This is a genomic window from Aromatoleum toluolicum (assembly GCF_012911005.2).
Taxonomy (GTDB): domain Bacteria; phylum Pseudomonadota; class Gammaproteobacteria; order Burkholderiales; family Rhodocyclaceae; genus Aromatoleum; species Aromatoleum toluolicum.
The window spans coordinates 92,032-112,243 of sequence record NZ_WTVS01000010.1 but is presented as its reverse complement, the minus strand read 5'-3'; the positions used below and the strand labels follow the sequence as shown (position 1 = coordinate 112,243).

The 20,212-nt window shown below is 68.5% G+C and carries 15 protein-coding genes and 1 pseudogene; 10 read left to right on the top strand and 6 right to left on the bottom strand.

Annotated features, from left to right (window positions below; genetic code table 11):
• The 5 genes and pseudogenes from GPA27_RS06900 to GPA27_RS06880 all read left to right on the top strand — a co-directional run.
• Positions 1-260, top strand: a pseudogene (locus GPA27_RS06900) (hypothetical protein); the annotation flags it as partial.
• A gap of 202 nt (positions 261-462) precedes the next feature.
• Positions 463-1,626, top strand: coding sequence for an elongation factor P maturation arginine rhamnosyltransferase EarP (gene earP / locus GPA27_RS06895; RefSeq protein ID WP_169138869.1), 1,164 nt, complete (start codon positions 463-465; stop codon positions 1,624-1,626).
• 58 nt (positions 1,627-1,684) lie between these two features.
• On the top strand, positions 1,685-2,242 hold the full coding sequence (gene efp, locus GPA27_RS06890; protein WP_169138867.1) for an elongation factor P: 558 nt from the start codon (positions 1,685-1,687) through the stop codon (positions 2,240-2,242).
• A gap of 132 nt (positions 2,243-2,374) precedes the next feature.
• Positions 2,375-2,785 carry a hypothetical protein gene (locus GPA27_RS06885; protein WP_169138865.1) on the top strand — a complete coding sequence of 137 codons (411 nt, stop codon included), beginning with the start codon at positions 2,375-2,377 and terminating at the stop codon, positions 2,783-2,785.
• A 3-nt stretch (positions 2,786-2,788) separates the two neighbouring features.
• Complete coding sequence (locus GPA27_RS06880) at positions 2,789-8,524, top strand: excinuclease ABC subunit UvrA (protein WP_169138863.1); 5,736 nt, start codon at positions 2,789-2,791, stop codon at positions 8,522-8,524.
• A gap of 9 nt (positions 8,525-8,533) precedes the next feature.
• Here the strand turns inward: GPA27_RS06880 and GPA27_RS06875 are convergent, their stop codons facing one another.
• Positions 8,534-10,183 (bottom strand): outer membrane protein assembly factor BamB family protein, encoded by a 1,650-nt coding sequence (locus tag GPA27_RS06875; protein WP_169138861.1) that lies wholly within the window; start codon positions 10,181-10,183, stop codon positions 8,534-8,536.
• Positions 10,184-10,465: 282 nt separating this feature from the next.
• Between GPA27_RS06875 and GPA27_RS06870 the strand changes: the two genes are divergently transcribed.
• Positions 10,466-11,158, top strand: a complete 693-nt coding sequence (locus GPA27_RS06870; RefSeq protein ID WP_169138859.1) for a cytochrome b/b6 domain-containing protein — start codon at positions 10,466-10,468, stop codon at positions 11,156-11,158.
• Positions 11,159-11,165: 7 nt separating this feature from the next.
• On the opposite strand, the gene GPA27_RS06865 is transcribed toward GPA27_RS06870, so the two are convergent.
• Positions 11,166-11,648: a YbaK/EbsC family protein gene (locus tag GPA27_RS06865; RefSeq protein ID WP_169138857.1), complete on the bottom strand. Its 483-nt coding sequence runs from the start codon at positions 11,646-11,648 to the stop codon at positions 11,166-11,168.
• 160 nt (positions 11,649-11,808) lie between these two features.
• Here GPA27_RS06865 and GPA27_RS06860 point away from each other — a divergent pair, with 160 nt between their 5' ends.
• The gene (locus GPA27_RS06860) at positions 11,809-12,357 is read left to right on the top strand and encodes a thioredoxin domain-containing protein (RefSeq protein WP_169138855.1); all 549 of its coding nucleotides are present in this window, start codon (positions 11,809-11,811) and stop codon (positions 12,355-12,357) included.
• On the opposite strand, the gene GPA27_RS06855 is transcribed toward GPA27_RS06860, so the two are convergent.
• Positions 12,347-13,267 carry a LysR family transcriptional regulator gene (locus GPA27_RS06855; RefSeq protein WP_169138853.1) on the bottom strand — a complete coding sequence of 307 codons (921 nt, stop codon included), beginning with the start codon at positions 13,265-13,267 and terminating at the stop codon, positions 12,347-12,349. The genes GPA27_RS06860 and GPA27_RS06855 overlap by 11 nt on opposite strands.
• Positions 13,268-13,390: 123 nt before the next feature.
• Between GPA27_RS06855 and GPA27_RS06850 the strand changes: the two genes are divergently transcribed.
• The gene (locus GPA27_RS06850) at positions 13,391-14,188 is read left to right on the top strand and encodes a thioesterase family protein (protein WP_246260977.1); all 798 of its coding nucleotides are present in this window, start codon (positions 13,391-13,393) and stop codon (positions 14,186-14,188) included.
• A gap of 58 nt (positions 14,189-14,246) precedes the next feature.
• Positions 14,247-15,467: an MFS transporter gene (locus GPA27_RS06845; RefSeq protein WP_169138851.1), complete on the top strand. Its 1,221-nt coding sequence runs from the start codon at positions 14,247-14,249 to the stop codon at positions 15,465-15,467.
• Positions 15,468-15,692: 225 nt separating this feature from the next.
• On the opposite strand, the gene GPA27_RS06840 is transcribed toward GPA27_RS06845, so the two are convergent.
• Entirely contained in the window at positions 15,693-16,166 is a 474-nt protein-coding gene (locus tag GPA27_RS06840; protein ID WP_169138849.1) for a c-type cytochrome, read from the bottom strand.
• Between GPA27_RS06840 and GPA27_RS06835 the strand changes: the two genes are divergently transcribed.
• Positions 16,166-16,354: a hypothetical protein gene (locus tag GPA27_RS06835; protein ID WP_169138847.1), complete on the top strand. Its 189-nt coding sequence runs from the start codon at positions 16,166-16,168 to the stop codon at positions 16,352-16,354. The two genes, GPA27_RS06840 and GPA27_RS06835, sit on opposite strands and share 1 nt — an antisense overlap.
• Before the next feature lie 48 nt (positions 16,355-16,402).
• Here GPA27_RS06835 and GPA27_RS06830 read toward each other — a convergent pair whose 3' ends face one another.
• Entirely contained in the window at positions 16,403-17,893 is a 1,491-nt protein-coding gene (locus tag GPA27_RS06830) for a DegQ family serine endoprotease (protein ID WP_169138845.1), read from the bottom strand.
• A 135-nt stretch (positions 17,894-18,028) separates the two neighbouring features.
• Positions 18,029-20,101 carry a TonB-dependent receptor plug domain-containing protein gene (locus GPA27_RS06825; protein WP_169138843.1) on the bottom strand — a complete coding sequence of 691 codons (2,073 nt, stop codon included), beginning with the start codon at positions 20,099-20,101 and terminating at the stop codon, positions 18,029-18,031.
• Between the last annotated feature and the right edge of the window lie 111 nt (positions 20,102-20,212).

Sequence of the window (20,212 nt, the reverse complement as noted above, 5' to 3'; positions counted from 1 at the left end):
TCACCGCACGCAGCGGCGGCCTGTTGCGCGAACGGGGCCTGATCGCGGCGCGCGAGCGCTTCCAGGCCGATGCGGCCGCGTGCCACGACTGGCTCGCCGGCCTTGGCATCCCGGCGGTGCCGGACGGGGAGGAACAGGGTGCCCGACCGGACTTCATGTGTAAAACGCGTCCTTGTCGGCTGGCCGGGAGTAGCCAAAGGCGCACCCCGTCACTCCTGCAGGCGTCCGGGGTTGTGCTTTTAGTATTTGGTTTTAATTAAAAGATAAAGATATATATAGTGAGGCGTTTTCTGTGGATAAGTCCGGCTTCGCCAGTGCCTGCGGGCACTCCGCGACGGTAAAAGTCCGTAGATAAGCCCCGGGTTCACCTGTGTGTCGATTGTGTCCTGTTTTCCGGTCCGTTCCGGTCCAGCCCTTTTCCCACAAAGCATTCCCGTCCTTTTCCCGCACTTGTCCACTGCCATGAGCCCTTCCGACGCCCCGTCCGTGTTCGACTGGGACATCTTCTGCCGGGTTGTGGATAATTTCGGGGATATCGGCGTCTGCTGGCGGCTGGCCAAGGCATTGGCGCATGACCATGGGTGCTCGGTGAGGCTGTGGGTGGACGACTGGACGACCTTCGCGCGCCTGTGTCCGGCCGCAGCAGCAGCGGGCGATTCGCTGTGCGCACAGGGCGTCGAAGTGCGCCGCTGGTGCGAGCCCTTTCCCGACGTGCAGCCGGCGCGTGCGGTCGTCGAGGCCTTCGCCTGCGAGCCGCCTGCGTCCTACGTCGCGGCGATGGCAGCCGCTACGCCGCGGCCGCAGTGGATCAATCTCGAATACCTGTCGGCCGAGGACTGGGTCGAGGGGTGTCACGGCCTGAGCTCGCCGCATCCGCGCCTGCCGCTGACCAAGCGTTTCTGCTTTCCGGGCTTCACCGCACGCAGCGGCGGCCTGTTGCGCGAACGGGGCCTGATCGCGGCGCGCGAGCGCTTCCAGGCCGATGCGGCCGCGTGCCACGACTGGCTCGCCGGCCTTGGCATCCCGGCGGTGCCGGACGGCGCGCGCCTCGTGTCGCTGTTCGCCTACGAGCAGCCGCAGCTGCCGGAACTGCTGCGCCTGTGGGCCGCCGCGCCGCGCCCGACCCTGCTGCTGGTGCCGGAAGGCCGCGTGCTGGGCGACGTGCTGCGCTTCTTTGGGCGTACGGACGCGCCGGCGGACGAGATCTTGGTGGCGGGCGGCTTGACGGCCGCGATCCTGCCCTTCCTCGACGCCGCCGACTACGACCGCCTGCTGTGGGCGTGCGAGCTCAACTTCGTGCGCGGCGAGGATTCCTTCGTGCGCGCGCAGTGGGCGGCGCAGCCTTTCGTGTGGCACATCTACGAGCAGGACGAGGCGGTGCATCACGACAAGCTCGACGCCTTCCTCGACCGCTACCTCGCCGGACTCGACGACAGCGCGGCGGATGCGACGCGTGCGTTGTGGAAGGCGTGGAACGGCGAGGGGAGCCTGGCCGCCGCGTGGCCCGCGTTCGATGCGGCGCTGCCACGGCTGGCGCCACATACGCGCCGCTGGTCGGAGGATCTCGCGAGCCGGCAGGATCTCGCGTCGGTACTGGTGCAATTTGCAGAACTAACGGTAAAATAGCCGGTTTATTACAATGTGCGGCCAAAATGTCCGCGCCCGATCTACACCAGGAAACAGCATGAAAACCGCACAGGAACTCCGCTCCGGCAACGTCATCATGGTTGGCAGCGACCCGCTGGTCGTGCAGAAGGCCGAATACAACAAGTCCGGCCGCAACTCAGCGGTCGTGAAGATGAAGCTCAAGAACCTGCTCACCGGCGCCCCGTCGGAGTCGGTGTACAAGGCCGACGACAAGTTCGAAGTCGTCCAGCTCGACAAGAAGGAAGTGACCTTCTCGTACTTCGCCGATCCGATGTACGTGTTCATGGATGCCGACTACGAGCAGTACGAAGTCGAAGCCGAGAACATGACCGACGCGCTGAAGTACCTCGAAGACGGCCTGCAGTGCGAAGTGGTGTTCTACAACGGCAAGGCGATCTCGGTCGATCTGCCGAACTCTGTGGTGCGTGAAGTGGTCTACACTGAACCCGCCGTGAAGGGCGATACCTCGGGCAAGGTGATGAAGCCCGCCAAGCTCGCGACCGGCTTCGAACTGCCGGTGCCGGCCTTCGTCGAGATCGGTGACAAGATCGAAATCGACACCCGCACCGACGAGTACAAGAACCGCGTGAAGTAATCCGCGCGGACCGCGTCGCGACCGGAAGGGCCCGCCAAGTGCGGGCCCTTCGTCTTTTCCGGACCGCATTCGCCTTGAACTTTCGGCGGCGGGCGATATCTTGAGAGCACCCTGTCAGCAAGGAGCAAAAGAATGAAAAAGGCCCTGTTTGTCGTGCTGATTGCGAGCCTGTCGGCCGGAATGGCCGCGTGCAATCGTGAGACCCCATCGGAAAAGGCCCGCACTGCGGGCGACGAAGCCGTGCAGGCGGCCAAGGAGTCCGCCGAGAAGGCGGGCGAAGCCGTGCAGAAAGCCGGTGAGGCAGCAAGCGCCGCCGCGCAGGCGGTGACCGAATCCGCGAAGGAGGGCGTCGAGAAAGGCAAGGAAGTCGCCGGGGAAGTCAGTCAGAGCGCGAAGGAGACGGCGGTCGAGGTCAAGGAGGCGACGACCGAGGCCGCGCAGAAGGCCGCAGACGCCGCACGCGCGACCGCCGAGAAGCTCAAGGAGGCCGGCAAGGATGCGGTCGACGCCACAAAGGACGCGACGCGCAAGGAAGAAAAATAAACGATGTCCGACCGCATCCGCATCTTCGGCGCGCGCCAGAACAACCTCAAGAATCTCTCGCTCGACATCGCGCTGAACGAGCTGACGGTCGTCACCGGAGTCTCGGGCTCCGGCAAATCTTCGCTGGTCTTCGACACGCTGTACGCCGAAGGCCAGCGCCGCTACGTCGAGACTTTCTCGCCGTACGCGCGGCAGTTCCTCGACCGCATGGACAAGCCGCAGGTCGACCGCATCGAAGGCGTGCCGCCGGCGATCGCGATCGACCAGACCAACCCGGTGCGCACCTCGCGCTCGACGGTCGGCACGATGACCGAGCTGACCGACCACTTCAAGCTGCTCTACGCCCGTGCGGCGCGGCTCTACTGCCGCGGTTGCGGCAAGCCGGTGCGGCGTGACGACCCGGACAGCGTGCATGCGGCGCTCGCCGAACGCTGCACGGACGAGGATCCGCGCCTGGTACTGACCTTCGCGGTGCCGGTGCCGAAGAACTTCACGGAAGAGGAAGTCACGCAACTCCTCAACCAGCAGGGCTACACGCGCATTCACGCGCGCGAATCGACCGACAGTGGCGATCTGCTGCACGTCGTGCAGGACCGTTTCCGCTTCTCGAACGCCGAGCGCAGCCGCGTCATCGAGGCGGTCGAAACAGCGATGACGCACGGCCATGGCCGGCTCGCGGTGCGCGCACAGGGGGAGGGTGGCGAGACCGTGTGGCGCTTCTCGCGCGACCTGCACTGCGCCGACTGCGACATCCACTACTCCGATCCGACGCCCGGCCTGTTCTCGTTCAACTCCCCGATCGGCGCCTGCGACACCTGCCGCGGCTTCGGCCGCGTGATCGGCGTCGATTTCTCGCTCGTCGTTCCCGACGAGTCGAAGACGCTCGCCGAAGGCGCGGTCAAACCGTGGCAGACCGCGAGCTACCGCGAATGCCAGGACGACCTCGCGAAGATGGCGAAGAAGTACGGTGTCGCGATGGACGTCCCCTTCCGCGAGCTGCCGCCCGAACACCGGCAATGGGTGCTCGAGGGCGACCCCGAGTGGAAGAGCTGGGAGTCGTCGTGGCCGCGCAAGTGGTACGGCGTGCGCCATTTCTTCGACTGGCTGGAGAGCAAGGCCTACAAGATGCACATCCGCGTGCTGCTGTCGCGTTATCGCAGCTACACGGAATGCCCCGCGTGCAAGGGCGCGCGGCTGAAACCGGAAGCGCTGTTGTGGCGTCTGGGCGAGAAGAAAGCGGGTAGCGAAATAGGCGAAATAGGGGACAGACCCCAATTTATGAATCTCAAATTGGGGTCTGTCCCCTATTTCGTCCCCTATTTCGCGGAAGCCTCCGCGGCGGCGGATCGAAGCCCCGAAATCGCCAGTGCACGCCCCGGCCTCGCCATCCACGAACTGATGGCCCAACCGGTGAGCCGCGTCCGCGACTTCATCGCCCGCGTCGAACTCCCGTCCGGCCTCGATGAAGCCACCGAACTGCTGCTCGGCGAGATCCGCAGCCGCCTCGACTACCTCGCCAACGTCGGCCTCGCCTACCTCACGCTCGACCGCCAGTCGCGCACGCTCTCCGGCGGCGAAGTCCAGCGCATCAACCTCACCACCGCGCTCGGCACTTCGCTCGTGAACACCCTGTTCGTCCTCGACGAACCCTCGATCGGCCTGCACCCGCGCGACATCGACCGCATCCTCGCGGTGATGACGCGGCTGCGCGACGCCGGCAACACGCTGGTTGTCGTCGAACACGACCCGCAGCTGATGTCCGCCGCCGACCGCCTGCTCGACATCGGCCCCGGCCCCGGCGAACGCGGCGGCGAGATCGTCGCCTATGCGACTCCGGCCGAGCTCGCCGCCGACCCGGCCTCGCTGACCGGCGCCTACCTCGCCGGCAAGAAACGCGTCGACGCCGGCCGTCGCCTGCGCCCGGTTTCCGCCGAAGATCCGGTGTTGCGCCTCGTCGGCGCGCGCCAGCATAACCTGCGCGACGTCGATATCGCGATTCCGCTCGGCAAGCTCGTGTGCGTCTCCGGCGTGTCGGGGTCCGGCAAGTCCAGCCTGATTCAGGACGTCCTCTATCCCGCGCTCGCCAAGCACTTCGGCCAGGCGACTGAAGCGCCCGGCGCGTTTTCCCGCCTCGAAGGGCTCGACCAGCTCGCCGGCGTCGTGATGGTGGACCAGTCGGCGATCGGCAAGAGCGCGCGCTCGAACCCGGTGAGCTACGTCGGCGCCTGGGACGCCATCCGCAGCCTGTTCGCCGCGCTGCCCGAAGCCAAGACGCGCGGCTACACGCCCGGCACCTTCAGCTTCAACTCCGGCACCGGCCGCTGCCCGACCTGCACCGGCTCGGGCTTCGAGCACGTCGAGATGCAGTTCCTGTCCGACGTCTATCTGCGCTGCCCGGACTGCGACGGCAAGCGCTACCGCCCGGAAGTGCTGGAGCTCCAGTGGCGCGACAGGTCGGTATCGGACGTGCTCGAGATGACGGTGTCGGAAGCGCTGGCTTTCTTCGCCGATCAGCCCGCGGTGCAGGCCGCGCTCGCGCCGCTCGCCGACGTCGGCCTCGACTACCTGAAGCTCGGCCAGCCGGTGCCGACGCTGTCGGGCGGCGAAGCGCAGCGGCTGAAGCTCGCCGGGCACCTTGCCGAAGCCGCGAAACTGTCCGGGAAGAAATCGAAGTCGAAATCGCAGGGCGGGCGCCTGCTCTTCCTGTTCGACGAACCGACGACGGGCCTGCATTTCGAGGACGTCGCGACGCTGCTGCGCGCCTTCGAGAAATTGCTCGACGCCGGCCATGCGCTGGTCGTCATCGAGCACAACCTCGACGTGCTGCTCGCCGCCGACTGGATCCTCGACCTGGGCCCCGAAGGCGGCGAAGCGGGTGGCGAACTGGTCGTGGCCGGCACGCCGCAGACCGCGATGGCCTGCGCCGCGTCGCACACCGGCGTGGCAATGCGGGCGTACGCCGATTCGCTCGGCAAGCCGACCACCGCCCTCGCCGAACCGGTCGCGCGCTACCGCCCGGTCGCCGCCCCCGCGATCGAGATCCGTCACGCGCGCGAGCACAACCTGAAGAACGTCAGCCTGACGATCCCGCGCGACCGCTTCACGGTGATCACCGGCCTGTCCGGCTCGGGCAAATCGACGCTGGCCTTCGACATCGTCTTCGGCGAAGGCCAGCGCCGCTACCTCGAATCGCTCAACGCCTACGCACGCCAGTTCGTGCAGCCGGCGGCGCGCCCCGACGTCGATGCGCTGTTCGGTATCCCGCCGACCGTCGCGATCGAGCAGCGCGTGAGCCGCGGCGGACGCAAGAGCACGGTCGGTACGCTGACCGAGATCCAGCCCTTCCTGCGCCTGCTGTACGTCAAACTCGGCACGCAGTACTGCCCGAAGTGCGACGTGCCGGTGTCGCCGCAGAGCTTCGACGCGATCGCGGCGCAGATCCTGCGCGACTACCGCGGCGCGTCGGTCGAACTCCTCGCGCCGCTGGTCACGAACCGCAAGGGCCTGTACACGGCGCTGGCGAAGTGGGCCAAGGGCAAGGGTTATGCACAGCTGCGCGTCGACGGCGACTACCTGCCGACCGCGAAATGGCCGCGGCTCGACCGCTACGTCGAGCACACGATCGAGCTGCCGGTCGGCATGGCGGTGGTCGGACCCGAGCATGAGGCGGCGTTGCGCACGCAGTTGACCGAAGCGTTGGAGCACGGCAAGGGCGTCGTCAAGGTGCTCGAACTCGGCAAGGTCGGCGCCACGCCGCACACCTTCTCGACGCTGCGCGCCTGCCCGTCCTGCGGCGACAGCTTTCCCGAACCCGATCCGCGCCTGTTCTCGTACAACGCCAAGCACGGCTGGTGCCCGAGCTGCTACGGCACCGGCCAGCGCACCATCGGTCGCGTCGAGGATGCGAACGAGCTGGACCTTGCCGAGACGGAACAGGTCACCGACGAAGTCTGCCCGTCCTGCGACGGCGCGCGCCTGAACCCGGTCGCGCGCGCGGTGCGCTTCAGGGACTTGGGCATCCATGAGTTGTCCGCGCAGCCGGTTGCGAAGGTGTCGGGCTTCTTCGACAGCCTGAAACTGGCAGGGCGCGAGACCGACATCGGGCGCGACCTCGTCAGCGAGATCCGCGGCCGGCTCGACTTCCTGCAGCAGGTCGGCCTCGCCTACCTCGCGCTCGATCGCGGCGCGCCGACGCTCTCCGGCGGCGAAGCGCAGCGCATCCGGCTGGCCGCCCAGCTCGGCTCCAACCTGCGCGGCGTGTGCTACATCCTCGACGAGCCGACGATCGGCCTGCACCCGCGCGACAACCGCATGCTGCTCGACACGCTCGAAGCCCTGCGCGACCGCGGCAACACGCTGCTGGTCGTCGAGCACGACGAGGACACCATCCGCCGCGCCGACCACGTCATCGACCTCGGCCCCGGCGCCGGCGTGCGCGGCGGCGAAGTCGTCGCCGAAGGCACGCTCGCGGACCTGATGGCCGCGCCGCAATCAGCGACCGGCGCGTGCTTCCGCGCGCCGCTGCAGCACCCGATGCGTCCGCCGTTGGCGATTGCCGACGAGCACCCCTTCCTCGGCGTGCGCGATGCGACGCTGCACAACCTGCAGACGGTCGACGCACGCGTGCCGCTCGGCCGCCTCACGGTCGTCACGGGGGTGTCCGGTTCGGGCAAATCGACGCTCGCGCGCGACGTCATTCACGCCAGCCTGCACGCGCTGCTCGGAGACCCTGACGCGCAGCGTGCCCGCCGGCGCGGCGAAGCGCAGACCAGCGCCGCCGAGCCGGTCGGCTGCGCGCGCATCGAAGGCTGGCAGGCGGTCGGCCGCGTGCTCGAGGTCGACCAGACGCCGATCGGCAAGACGCCGCGCTCCTGCCCCGCGACCTATGTCGGCTTCTGGGACGCGATCCGCAAGCTGTTTGCCGAGACCTTCGAGGCCAAGACGCGTGGCTGGAACGCGTCGCGCTTCTCCTTCAACACCGGCGCCGGACGCTGCCCGGTGTGCGAGGGCCAGGGCCAGACCACCGTCGAGATGAGCTTCCTGCCCGACGTGAAGCTGCCCTGCGATGCTTGCGGCGGCGCGCGTTTCAACCCCGAGACGCTGAGCGTGCGCTGGCGCGACAAGAGCGTCGCCGAAGTGCTCGCGATGCCGGTCGACGAGGCCGTCGACTTCTTCGCCGCACATCCGGCGATCGCACATCCGCTGGCGCTGCTGCAGGACGTCGGCCTCGGCTACCTGACGCTCGGCCAGCCCAGCCCGACGCTCTCCGGCGGCGAGGCGCAGCGCATCAAATTGGTTACGGAACTCGCGAAAGTGCGCGGTAGGGCAGGAGAAAGCGCGAAGACCGGCGGCCGCCCGCTGCCGCCCGAGAAGCACACGCTGTACGTGCTCGACGAGCCGACCGTGGGACTGCACATGGCCGACGTCGACAAGCTGATCCGCGTGCTGCACCGCCTCGCCGACGCCGGCCACACCGTGCTCGCGATCGAGCACGACCTCGACGTCATGGCGGAGGCCGACTGGCTGATCGACCTCGGGCCGGAAGGCGGCGACGGCGGCGGGCGCATCGTCGCGCAGGGGCCGGTCACGGACGTGTGCGCGACGTCCGGCTCGCACACCGCGCGCATCCTCGCGGAGTTTCTGGCCGCGCGGGCGCGTCCTTCCGGCGACGAAGGGCGCGGCGCTGCTGCCGCGCCCGCGCCGGTCCGTCGTGCGAAGGCGAAGAAAGCCGCCGGTTGAGCGACGCGTTCAGCGCGCCGTTGCCGTCGCGGTGCTCGAATACGGGGAAGTCCCGGCGCTGTTGGACGCCCGGAGCCGGTAGGAATAGGTCGATCTCGATTTCACGCTCGCGTCGGTCCACCGACTGACCGTCGGCGCGAGCACGGAGACGCCCGCGAAATTCGTGCAGCCGCCTCCCAGGCAGCGTTCGACCGTGATCGAGGTCGCGTTGGTCGCCGTGTTGGTCCAGCCGAGATCGATCCGGCGGCGCACGCTCGAACTCGCCGCGAGGTTCGTCGGGGCGGTCGGAGCGAGCAGCGGGGGCGGTGGAGGTGGCGGCGGAGGCTCGGTCGCGTCGTTCGGCGGCACCGACCAGCAGGTGATCAACGCGTCGTAGCCGCCGACGGCACAGACGTCGCCGTTCGGCAGGGCCGTCGCCCATGTGGTCGCCATCGCCGAAAAGGCTTCCCACAGGCGCGCGCCGCCCGAGCTGTAGCCGGTGGTGACGCCGGGGATGTAGCCGCCGGGGAGGTTGGGCCCGCCGGGGCCGCTGACGACGGTCGTGCCGTCCGGCAGGACCAGCACCACGCGCGGGATTTCATCGGTATTCAATCCGCCATCGCGGACCGCCTCCCAGCGCACGGCGCCCGTCTTTTCCAGTGCCACCGTGTACCAGTCGAGGAATCCGCGGTTGGCCTGCCCCGTGACGGCCAGGCTGCCGTCCGGCGCCAGGCTCATCCGCAAACCGGCTGCGCCCGAACTGTCTGCGGGTTTCCTGTCGGTCCGCCACAGGCGCTTTCCGGTCGCCCGGTCGTAGGCCACGACGCTGAGGTAGTAAGCCAGCGCGGGCGTCCCGCCACCCGTGGCGCCCTGCCCGGTCACGTACACGCGCGTCGCATCGACGACGACGTCCAGCGAGCCCAAACCTTCCGCCGCCGTCGCCTGCCACTTTTGCAGCCCGGTGGCGGCGTCATGCACAGCGGTGTTCCACACCGCGCCACCCGAGACGCCGCCGGTCACGACGACGTCGCTGCCGTCCGGACTCAGTGCCAGCGAGGCGGCGATCACGAACCCACCGGCACTCGCATCCAGTTGCGACCACAGCAGCTCGCCGGTGGGACTGTACTTCCGCACGAATCGACCGGTGCCGCGTCCTGATGCCGCGAGGTAGGCGTTGCCGTCCACGTCGACGACGATCCGCCCGACCGACGGGAAAAAGCCAACCGACGGCTCCTTCCGCCACAGCAGCGCACCATTGGCATCGAATCGGGCGAGCGTGATCTGGATCGGATTGCCGCTGCTAGTCACGTTGTGACCGACTGCCAGGAAGTCGCCGTTCGGCGCCGCGACCACCCAGTCGCCGACGAAAGTGCCCGAGGCCGGGCTGAGGGTGCTGCGCCAGCGCAGGATGCCGTTTTGGGTATAGCTCGTGAGCGCGAGATCGCGGCCGCTGGGGCCGGACAGCACCGCGACGTTGCCCCAGGCGTCGGTCGCGACGCGGGCCGCCTGGCCGGCGCTGTCGGTGCCGGCGGACAGGCCGCCTGCGGTCCACTGCACTACGGGCTCGGTCGGGGCCGCGGCGGCAGGCCCGCTCAGTCCGAGGATCAGCATCAGGCCGGCGATCGCGGCGCCTGCCCGGCGCTGCATCCGGCATGCCTTCAGGTAGAGGTTCTGTCGCATGGTCCGATCCTTCATCCGCTGCCGGCATTGCGCAAAGACGACAAACCCCGCCGGCGGAGCGAGCCCGCCGCGGGAGCGTATATAAAACTTATAGGAAATGCGCGTGGCGTAGGCCGGTCTACTTGCGCGCAATTTGAGCAGGGTCAACAAAAAAGCGGTCCGCTCGCACATCGCGCGCATCCCTGGGGAATTTCTTGCGTCCCACGCTGTTTACGGGGAAGGTGGCGCGGCGGTCGCACCGGTGCCTGCCGCGAAGGGAAATGCAAAGAAAGGAAGCAAGGTATGAAGCACCCCATCCTGCTGTGGGATCTCCCCACCCGCCTCGCACACTGGCTGCTCGTGGCGCTGGTCGCGAGCGCGATCGTCAGCGTGAAGATCGGCGGCAACGCGATGGAATGGCACGGCCGCATCGGCCTGGCGATCTTCGGCGTCGTCGTGTTCCGCATCGTGTGGGGCGTGGTCGGCTCGACCTATGCGCGCTTTGCGCAGTTCCTCCCCACCCCCGCGGAAATCCGCGCCTACCTGCGCGGACACTGGCGCGGCGTCGGGCACAACCCGCTGGGGGCGCTGTCGACGGTCGCATTGCTGTCGCTGATGGCCGGGCAGGCGCTCGCGGGCGCCTTCGCCAACGACGACATCGCCTTCTACGGCCCGCTCTACCACGCGGTGTCGAGCGAACTGTCGGGCTGGATCAGCGGCCTGCACCGTCAGGCCGAATGGATTGTGTACGGCCTGGTCGGCCTGCACGTGGCCGCGGTGATGTGGCACACGCACGTAAAGAAGGACAACCTCATCCGGCCGATGATCACGGGCATCAAGGCGGTGGACGACCCGGCGATTCCGGCCGCGCGCGGCGGTGGCCCGGTCGCGCTGGTCGTCGCGCTCGCGATCGCCGGGTTTGCGGTGTGGGCGGTGTCCGGCGGCCTGCTGCCGCCCCCCGCTCCCGTGCCGGCCGCGACGACGCCCGCATGGTAGCGCGGCCTTACTGCCGCACGTCGCTCCAGGCGGCGCCGGTCAGCGCCTGCAGCTGCGCCGGACTGAGCGGGAACACCGAGAATGGCGTGCCCGCGGCCGCCCACACGGTGTCGAAGCGCTGCAGGTCCTCGTCCAGCAGCAGCTTCGCTGGCTGGGCATGGCCGAGGGGCGCGACACCGCCGATCGCGTAGCCGGTCGCGCTGCGCACGAAATCCGCGTCGGCACGTGCGAGCCCTTCGCCGACCCGGGCCGCGACCTTCGCCTCGCTGACGCGGTTGTCCCCGCTCGCGACGACCACGACTGCCTGCCCGCTGTCCTTGCCGCGGAAGACGATGGACTTCGCGATCTCGGCGACCGTGCAGCCGATTGCCGCTGCCGCCTCCGCGCTGGTGCGCGTCGGCTGCTCGAACTCGACGACACGCGTGTCGATGCCGGCTTCATTCAGGAGTTGTGCGGTGCGCAGGGCGGTGGGATGCTGGGCGGGCTTCATGGCGGTACGGGAACGCAAAGCATGGAATCTTAGCCCTGCGCCCGACGGCGTCAAAGCCGCCGCAGCGAGCGGTGCTTGACGCCCGTCAATGAGCGCCGCGGCGTGGCGGGCGATCCTTTTCGAACGTGCGAGGCACGCGGATGGTGATGGAGCGAGTGACATGAACGGACGGGGGGGAGTGGGGATCGCTGCGGGAATCGGCGTCGGCATGCGTGCGTGGGCGCGCCGGCTGGCGTGGCCGGCGCTGGCGCTCGCCCTCGTCGCGGGCATGCCGGCGCGCGCTGCCGACCTCGCCGCCCTGTCCGCCGCACCGGTCGCCGTGCAGCTTGCCGCCGGCAGCCCGGCGGTGGTCGTGCTGTGGACCCCCGGATGCATGGCCTGTCGCAAGTCGCTTGCCGAGATCGAGCGTTTCGTCGCGATGGCCGCGAAGGACGGCGTCGCGGTCCGCACCGTCGTTCCGGCCGGCGTGTATGACGACGCGCGCGCCATGCTCGCGCAGCGCGGCCTCACCCTGTCCGTCGTCACGGACGAGAACCGCCTCGATCCATTAACCTTGCGCATCCTGCTCGACAACCCGCTCGCCTACGCCGTCGATCGCGACGGGAAGATCGTCGCCACGCGCGGCGGCCTGCTCGGCGTGTGGGTGCTCGAAGGTCTCGCCCACGCAGCGAAGGGCGGCGAGCCGGCGGAGGCCGCCGTCAGCCGCTGAGCCTCCCCCACGGCGGCACCGGCTTCAGCAGCGCCTCCAGCTCGTCCAGCAGCACCTTCACCTTGGGCAGGCGCGCCCGGCTGGGCATGTAGCACGCGTACAGGTGGCGGCCGAAGTCGATGCGCGGCGTGTAATCGGTCAGCACGCGCACCAGCCGCCCGTCGGCCAGCTCCTTGCAGCACAGATAGGTCGGCAGGATCGCCAGTCCATGCCCGGCCAGCGTCGCATCGAGGATGCTCGCGGGCTCGTTGAACTGGATGCGGCCGCGCACCGGGATCGCGACTTCCGCGCCCGTATGGTCGAGCAGGTGCCAGATGCGGTTGTCCGACAGCAGGAAGCTGAAGCACTGGTGATCGACGAGCTCGCGCGGCTGCCGCGGCGCGCCGTGCCGGGCGAGGTAGGCGGGCGCAGCGCAGATCACCGTTTCCATCGTGAAGATGCGCTTGGCGACGACGTCCTCGGGAGGCGTCTTGCAGAAGCGCAGCGCGAGATCGATGCGGTCCTCGGCGAGGTCGATCAGCGTGTTGGTGAGGATCAGCTCGCACTCGAGCTCGGGATAGCGGGCGGTCAGCCGCGGCAGCAGCGGCGTCAGCCAGATGCGGCCGAACACCACGCTCGCGCTGATGCGCAGCAGCCCGCTCGGCACGTCGCCGAGGTTGCGCACGGCGACCTCGGTCAGCTCCACCGATTCGAGCGCACGCAGCGCGTGCTGGTAGAACACTTCGCCGGATGGCGTCAGGAAGAGCTTGCGCGTCGAGCGGTCGAACAGGCGCACGCCGAAACGCCGCTCGAGCTCGCCGATCTGCTTGCTGACCTGCGCGCGCGTGCAGTCCAGGCGCCGCGCGGCGGCGGCCATGCTGCCGCTCTCGACGACTTTCACGAAGGTTTCCCAGCTTGCGAGCCAGCTCATGTGTCAATCTCAGCTGTAAATCTCATTCGTCAATGTATCGTTGACGTAGTAGCAATGATTATCGGCTTTTTGTTTCCGCAATAGCCGGTTAAATTTCCGGTCACATACGCTAGGGTACTGAACATGCACACGAGCATCGCGCTTCCCGAGGCCTTCTTCCTGCCGCTCGGCGACGACAGCTACCAGCCCACCGAGGCCACGATCGGCCCGTGGTCGGTCGACAGCCAGCACGGCGGTCCGCCGATCGCGCTGCTCGCGCAGGCGCTGCGCCGCTTCCCGTCCGAATTCGGGCTGGACATCGCACGCATCACCTTCGAGATCCTCGGCCCGGTGCCGGTCGAGCCGTGCGAGCTGCGCGTGCGCGTGCTGCGTCCGGGTCGGCGCATCGAGCTGATCCAGGGCGAGATGCTCGTGCGCGGCAAGCCCGTCCTGCTCGCCCACGCCTGGCGCGTCGAGCGCAAGCCCGAGAGCGCCGCCGCCGTCGCGGACCCCTTCGCGGTGCCGCCGCTGCCCGAGGCGCAGGCGCAGGTGTTCTTCCACGGCGTCGACTACTTCCCCTACGCCGATGCGCTCGAATGGCGCTTCGCCGACGGCAGCTTCATCGAGCCCGGCCCGGCGACGGTGTGGGCGCGCCCGCGCATCCCGCTCGTCGCCGGCCAGCCGACCGACGGCATTGAGGCGCTGCTGCTGATCCTCGACTCGGCCAACGGCATCAGCGCCGAGCTCGACATCCGCCACTGGACCTTCGTGCCGGTCGACCTGACGATCAACATGCACCGCCATCCGACGGGCGAATGGTTCGGCATGTCCGCGCGCACCATCATCGACACGGGCGGCATCGGCACCGTGACGACCGCCGTGTTCGACCTCGATGGCGCGCTCGGCCGCAGTCTGCACACGCTGTTCGTGCGCAAGAAGTAGCCGGCAAGTGCCCCCCCTGACCCAACCCCGACCATAACGACAAAGAAAGAAGACAAGCATGCTGCGATCCCTCAACAGCCGCGCCGCGCTGATCGTCACCCTCTCGGCCGCCGGCATCCTGATGGTGACGATGGGCGCGCGCCAGTCGCTGGGCCTGTTCGTGTCGCCGCTCAACAGCTCGACCGGCCTGGGCATCGCCACCATCAGCTTCGCGCTCGCCGTCGGCCAGTTCATGTGGGGCGCGATCCAGCCCGTCGCCGGCGCCTTCGCGGACCGCTATGGCGCCGCGAAGGTGCTCGTCGCGGGCCTCCTCGTGCTCGCGTTCGGCAGCGCGCTGACCCCCTTCATGGGTTCGGGCTTCGGGCTGGTGGTGTCGCTGGGGTTGCTGTCGGCGATGGGCTCGGGCGCGGGCAGCTTCTCGGTGCTGATCGGCGCCGCGGCGCAGCGCCTGCCGGTCGAGGCGCGCGGCACCGCCTCCGGCGTCATCAACGCCGGCGGCTCCTTCGGCCAGTTCGTGTTTGCGCCGGTGCTGCAGAAGCTGATCCAGAGCATCGGCTGGATGGGCGCGATGTGGTCGCTCGCACTGATGACGCTCGCCGCGCTGCCGCTCGTGCGCGTGCTCGTCGATCCCAAGCACGCCACGCACCACCACGCCGCGCACGAGGATGCCGGCCTGTGGCGCACCGTGCGCCAGGCGATGGGCGACCGCAGCTACCTGCTGCTGCACGCCGGCTTCTTCACCTGCGGCTTCCACATCGCCTTCCTCGTCACCCACCTTCCCGGCGAAGTCGACCTGTGCGGCCTGCCGCCGACGGTCGCGAGCTGGTCGCTGGCGATCATCGGCCTGTCGAACATCGTCGGCAGCCTGTACGCCGGCGCCTCGGTGTCGCGCTACCGCAGCAAGCACATCCTTGCGGCGATGTACGCCTCGCGCGCGCTGCTCGTCGCGATCTACCTGATGGCGCCGAAGACCGCGCTGACCTTCTACCTCTTCGCCGCCGGCCTCGGCTTCACCTGGCTCGCGACCGTGCCGCCGACCGCGGCCATCGTTGGCAAGCTGTTCGGCATCCGCTACCTCGGCACGCTGTTCGGGCTGACGCTGCTGTCGCACCAGATCGGCGGGTTCCTCGGCGCGTGGCTGGGCGGCATCGCGATCACGCGCTTCGGCGACTTCTCGTGGATGTGGTATGCGGACATGGCGCTCGCCGCGATGGCTGCCGTCGTCAATCTGCCGATCCGCGAGGCGCCGGTGCTGCGCCCGGCGGCACAGCCGGCCTGAACCGTGAGTGCTGCACAGTCGCTCCCTCCCCTTCAAGGGGGTGGAGCAGGGGTTTCGTGGAGCACTGCTCCGCGCCTGCGGAACGGCGGAGCGAAGCGGAGACTCCCGGGCTGGGGTGGGGATGGGTTATGCAGCCGCGACAGAAACCCATCTCCCTCCTAACCTCCCCCTTGAAGGGGGAGGAACAAAGCGGTCGACCGGCCTTCACATACATCCGCCGAGGATTTACTCCTCGATGCGGAACTTGTCGTGACAGGCCTTGCACGCCTTGCCCATCTCGCCGAACTGGGTCTTGATCGCGGCCTGGTCGCCGGCCAGCGCTACCTGCTGCAGCTTGTTGGCCTGCTCGACGAAGTTCTTTGCGATCTTGCCGACTTCCTCCTTGTCGGTGAAGAGCTCCGGCTTCACGCGCGTGTCCTTCCAGCCCTTGCCCTTGTCGGTGCCCGGCAGGTACAGGGCGCCCATCCCCGAGTTCGCAACCGCGGCGATGGCGTTGGCGGCCGCAGCGACCTGGTCCTTGTTGAACGGCGTCGTGCCATCGACGGCCTGCGCCTTGATCTTGCCCATGTTCCACGCCATGAAGGTGTAGCCGGACTGGCGGAACTTGATCGCGTCCTCGGGCTTCATCTGCGCCGAGGCGAGGCCGGCGAGGGACAGGGCGAGGAGGCCGGCGGCGGCATGGGTGAGGAGTTTCTTCATTGTTCGTTCTCTCGTTTCAGGTGGTTGGAAAAAACCGCGTAAGCGGCGGCCGGGCACAGGTGCACCGGCACGCGATGATCCTGCGCGAATATGAACAGCAGTCTATCGGGATTTATTCCACGGCGAAGGCGCGTGTGACCCAGGTCACACAGGCCGGATGCGCAAGCCGGCCGCGGCCGGCGGACTGAGGGTCCGCCGCCGCGGCGCGTGCGGGATGGCACGGACTTGCGCGGCGCTCAGCTGCCGGTGCGGATCGGCACGAAGATGCGCGTGCCGCCGCGCTGCACGAGCAGCGCGAAGCGGTTGCCGACCTTCTCCATCATCTGGCGGAAGGCCTGCACCGTGGTCACCGGCTGGTTGTTCACGGCCAGCACGATGTCGCCCTGCTGCAGGCCCGCCTGGGCCGCCGGCCCATTCACGCGCTCGACCAGCAGGCCGCCGCGCACGCCGAGCTGCGCCGCCTCCTCTGTCGTGAGCGCCCGGCCGGCCAGGCCCAGCTTGCCGCCGGCATCCTCGCCGCGCTTGCCGTCGCCCCCGCCGCTCGGCACCTCGGCCAGGGTCTCGGGGTTCATCTCGCCCAGCGTCGCGTTCACCGTGCGGCTCTTGCCCTCGCGCCAGATCTCCAGCTTGATGCTCGTGCCGGGGCGCTTGTCGCCGATGATGCGCGGCAGATCGCCCGACTCGCCGACGTTCGTGCCGTCGACACCCAGCACCACGTCGCCTGGCTTCAGGCCCGCCTTGTCGCCGGCGCTGTCGGGCTCCACGCTCGCGATCAGCGCGCCGCGCGGCTCGGCGAGGCCGAAGGACTGCGCCAGCTCCTTGTCCAGCCCCTGGATCGTCACGCCCAGCTTGCCGCGCTGGACGCGGCCGTACTTGACGATCTGGTCCTTGACCTTGAGCGCGACGTCGATCGGGATCGCGAACGAGATGCCCATGAAACCACCCGAGCGCGAGTAGATCTGCGAGTTGATGCCGATCACCTCGCCGGCGAGGTTGAACAGCGGCCCGCCCGAGTTGCCGGGGTTGATCGCGACGTCGGTCTGGATGAAGGGCACGTAGTTCTCGTCCGGCAGGCGGCGCGCCTTCGCCGAGATGATGCCGGCCGTCACCGTGTTGTCGAAGCCGAAGGGCGAGCCCACGGCCACGACCCATTCGCCGACGCGGGAGCGTTCCGCATCGCCGGTGCGCACGGTCGGCAGCCCGGTGGCGTCGATCTTCAGCAGCGCGATGTCGGTGCGCTTGTCGGTGCCCACCACCTTGGCCTTGAACTCGCGCTTGTCGATCAGCTTGATGGTGACTTCCGACTCGCCCTCGCCGACGACATGCGCATTGGTGAGCACGTAGCCGTCGCTGCTGACGATGAAACCCGAGCCCACGCCGCGCTGCGCGCGCGGCCCGCGGTTGCCGTGCCCCGGCTGGCCGGGCATGCCCGGCGTCGGCACGCCGAAGCGGCGCAGGAAGTCGTAGAACGGGTCGTCGGGCGACAGACCCTGGGCGTCCTCGCCCATCGGGCGCGTCTTTTCCTTCTGCGTCACGGCGATGTTCACGACCGCGGGGCCGACCTGCTCGACCAGATCGCCGAAATCGGGCAGGCCGAAGCGGTTGAGCTGGGCCGCCTGTGCCGTCGGTACCGGGCCCGCGGCGAGCGCCGCGGGCACCGCGAGGCCATCGATGAAGGCGGAGCCGAGGCCCATCGCCAGGGCGGTGACAAGAATCGTCTTGCGCATGTTGTGCTTTTCCCCTGAGTTGTCATCAATCCGTCGCGTAGACGCACAGCGGCCACCGGTGTTCCCGGCCGCAGCATGCAACACAGATTGGGGGCGAAGCGCGCCGGACTCAAGTCCGGCGTGTAGCCAAATGCGTCAGAAGTTCGCCGAGACGCTCAACATCACGATCGGTTCGAGACGATTGACCGGGTCGTCGTCGCCGGAGGCCTGCTGCACCGGGAAATTCGCCAGCTCCTGGTGGCGCCCGAGCAGGTTGAGCCCCGTCAGCCGCACTTCGAGCGCCTGTCCGCCATCGAGGCGGAACTCGCGCGCGATGCTCGCGTCCAGCGTCGTGTAGTCCGGCACGGTGTAGCGATAGGTCGGCGAGAAGCCGTTGCCGGCGCGCACCGGCCCGACGCGCAGCAACGTCAGCGCGCTCTGCCACGCGCCCATGTGCTGCATCCAGGTGATGCTCGCCGAATACGGCACGACACTGTCTTCGGTGCCCGCATCCTCCGCGCGCGCGCGCATCAGCGTGTGGCGCAGCAGCAGCGTGCCGTCGCGCCAGGGACTGAAGTCGAACTGCGTCTCGACGCCTTCGATGCGCACCGTACCATGCCCGTTTGCCCACTGCGACGGCGGCAGGAGGCGCTGTACGAGTCCCTGGAACGGATTCTCGATCGGAACGTCGGCTTGCTCGCGCACGATCTGGTCGTGGATGCGTTCGTGGAACACGCGCACGTCGAGGCTGCCGTGCAGGCCCGGGAAGCGGCGCGCATATCCGATCTCGAAGCTGTCGAGGCGCGCCGGGTCGATGTCCGTATTGGGGATGAAGCGATGCTGCAGCAGGAGGCCGAGCGTCGGATGGAAGATGCGCACGTCGCTGTAGCGGCCGAAGACTCCCGGATTGCGCCACGCACGCGCGTAACCGGCGCGCCAGGTCGTCGATTCGTCCGGCAGCCAGTTGAGGAACACGCGCGGCGACAGGCGGGTACGGTCGTGCTGGAAGCGCTCCGCCATCGCACCGAAGTTCCACTGCCACTGCGGCGCCGCCCGCCATTCGACGTTCGCGAACAGCCGGTGGCTTTCCTCGGTCGGGTCGGAGCGGCCGAAGAAAATGAACGGCGCATGGACGCGGTCGCGCCGCCACTCCGCCCCCCAGCTCAGCCTCAGGCCCTGTCGGGGCGAGACGTTGTGCTGGAATTCGAGGTTCTGCCGCCGCGTCGTGAAGCTGTCGTTCACCGGAATCGTGGCGGGGCCGAGGATCGCCTGGAGCGGCCCGGTGTTGACCGCCCACTCGTTGCGCGTACGCTCGTAGGCGTAGTAGCCGGACAGCAGGAACTCCTCGTCCGGGCTGGCGGCATGACGCCAGCGCAGGTGGCCGAAGTGCTCGCGCGTGTCCATGTCGCGCTCGGGATGGGAATTGAACGGTGTGTTCGCGTAGCCCGTTCCGCGCTCGATGTCGGTGAGGCCGGCGAGCAGGGTCAGCTCGTCGTGCTCGCCCAGCTGCAGATCGCTGCGCAGGCTCACGCGGTGGCGGTTGCGACTGTCGTTCAGGTCGTGCACCCCCTCGTCGCGCAGGTGCTGCGCGGTGATGCGCAGGCCCAGCGGACCCGAGCGCGTGACGACGCGGCCGCTGACCTCCGAATACTCGCCCGTGCCGCCCGCGACCGAGACCGTCGCGCCGCGCTCCTCGGCGGTGTGGCGCGTGATGATGTTCACCACGCCCATGAAGGCATTCGTGCCGTACGAGGCCGCGTCGGTGCCACGCACGACCTCGATGCGCTCGATGTCCTCGATCGCCAGCGGGAAGGAATTGCGCCCGAAGCTGCCGAAATACGACGCGCTCACCGAGCGGCCGTCGATGAGGATCTGCAGCTCCTGCGGGGTATCGCGGTTCGGGCCGTGATAGCTGACCCACTGCTCGCTGCCGCGTTCCTTCGCGACCAGCATGCCCGGCACGAGGCGCAGCAGGCGATCCAGGCTGCGGTAGCCGGTCGCGCGGATCGTCTCGCGATCGAGCACGGTGATCGCCGCAGGCGTCTCGTTCTGCGGTCGCGGCATGCGCGAAACCGTCAGCACCACCGGAAGGGAGTCGAAATAGCTCGATTCCGGAAGCTGCGGATCCGGTGAGTCGTCCGGTCCGATGCCGGATTGGGCTGCCGCGACGGAAGCGCACGCGGCAATCGAAGCCGCGGCGACGGCGCGCAAAGATAGGCGGAAAGTCATAGTTCGTTATTGTTTGAAGCCCCGTCGGGCGGGACATTGATACAAATTGAAGTATAAGCGGCAGCGGCACCGCGCGGGTTGCCGGAGGTGTCCCGAAGTGCCCATGCGGAG